Origin of the sequence: Pseudoalteromonas sp. NBT06-2, assembly GCF_002276045.1 — a bacterium.
Taxonomy (GTDB): Bacteria; Pseudomonadota; Gammaproteobacteria; order Enterobacterales; family Alteromonadaceae; genus Pseudoalteromonas.
Genome location: NZ_NQMR01000382.1, coordinates 1 through 955, shown reverse-complemented (window position 1 = coordinate 955; position 955 = coordinate 1). Strand labels below are relative to the sequence as shown.

At 29.5% G+C, this 955-nt stretch carries 1 protein-coding gene; it reads right to left on the bottom strand.

Going from position 1 to position 955, the window contains the following annotated elements; genetic code table 11:
* Nucleotides 1-64: 64 nt before the first annotated feature.
* Nucleotides 65-763 carry a substrate-binding periplasmic protein gene (locus CJF42_RS26190; protein WP_170940793.1) on the bottom strand — a complete coding sequence of 233 codons (699 nt, stop codon included), beginning with the start codon at nt 761-763 and terminating at the stop codon, nt 65-67.
* Nucleotides 764-955: the final 192 nt, after the last annotated feature.

Below are 955 nucleotides of genomic sequence, written 5' to 3'. Positions count from 1 at the left end.
TGGCACAATTTAGTTTTTAATCTTCTAACCTCAGTATCAAAAATTAATAAAAAGCGTCTTAAATTTATAAGGTGCTTTTGTTATTTTTCATGACTGAGTTTTGATACTTAAATTCAATGTTAATTAATTCATTTTGTGATTTTAAAAACTCTAATGATTTTTGAAGCTTTTGAGCTTGGTGTAAATCAAATGTCTTTTTACTTATTGCCATATGAACTGGAGATGTTTGAATTATTATATTGTGGACTTTCATATCAGTAAATTGAGGGTTATTTTTGATTTGGTAGTTTAAATAGCTAGTCTCTTCAAAAAAACCAATAGCACGCTCTTTGATTACTAAACCTATCCTTGCTTGATTTTCTGCCACATGAATTAATTTCTCAGCAAACTTTTTATTTTTTTCTAATAAATTATTAAATTGCTTTCCATAATATACACCTCTTTGTATAGCGATAAATCCTGATATATTAATCAGTTGTTGCCAATTTTTTATATCTGGAATAGATTTATGTGTGATTAACGATAAAGTTTCTTGTCGATATGGTCCAATAAAATAATAAAGCGCTTCTCTTTGAGCTGTTTTTGTCATATTTAACATCATATCGATCTGGCCTAATTCAAGCATTCTTAAACCGCGAGAAAAGGGCATTTCAATATAATTAGCAGAGCATTTTATGTGTTTCAGTAATAGTTGGCTATAATCTTTATCCATGCCTTGCCAAGTATTATCTAGCTGCTTAATCGCAATAGGGGGGTAATGCATTATCCTTATTTTTAACTCACAGGCCTCAGAATATTGAATAATTGATGAGAAAAAAACTAACAGTGAGATTATTACCTTTTGTGTGCTTATTCTCATACTTAGACTCTCTTAATTCCATTTATTAATGTAGACAATATTTTTTAAATAAACGAATCACTCTCTTCCTAGGTAACCGTCTGCTGATCTACACCT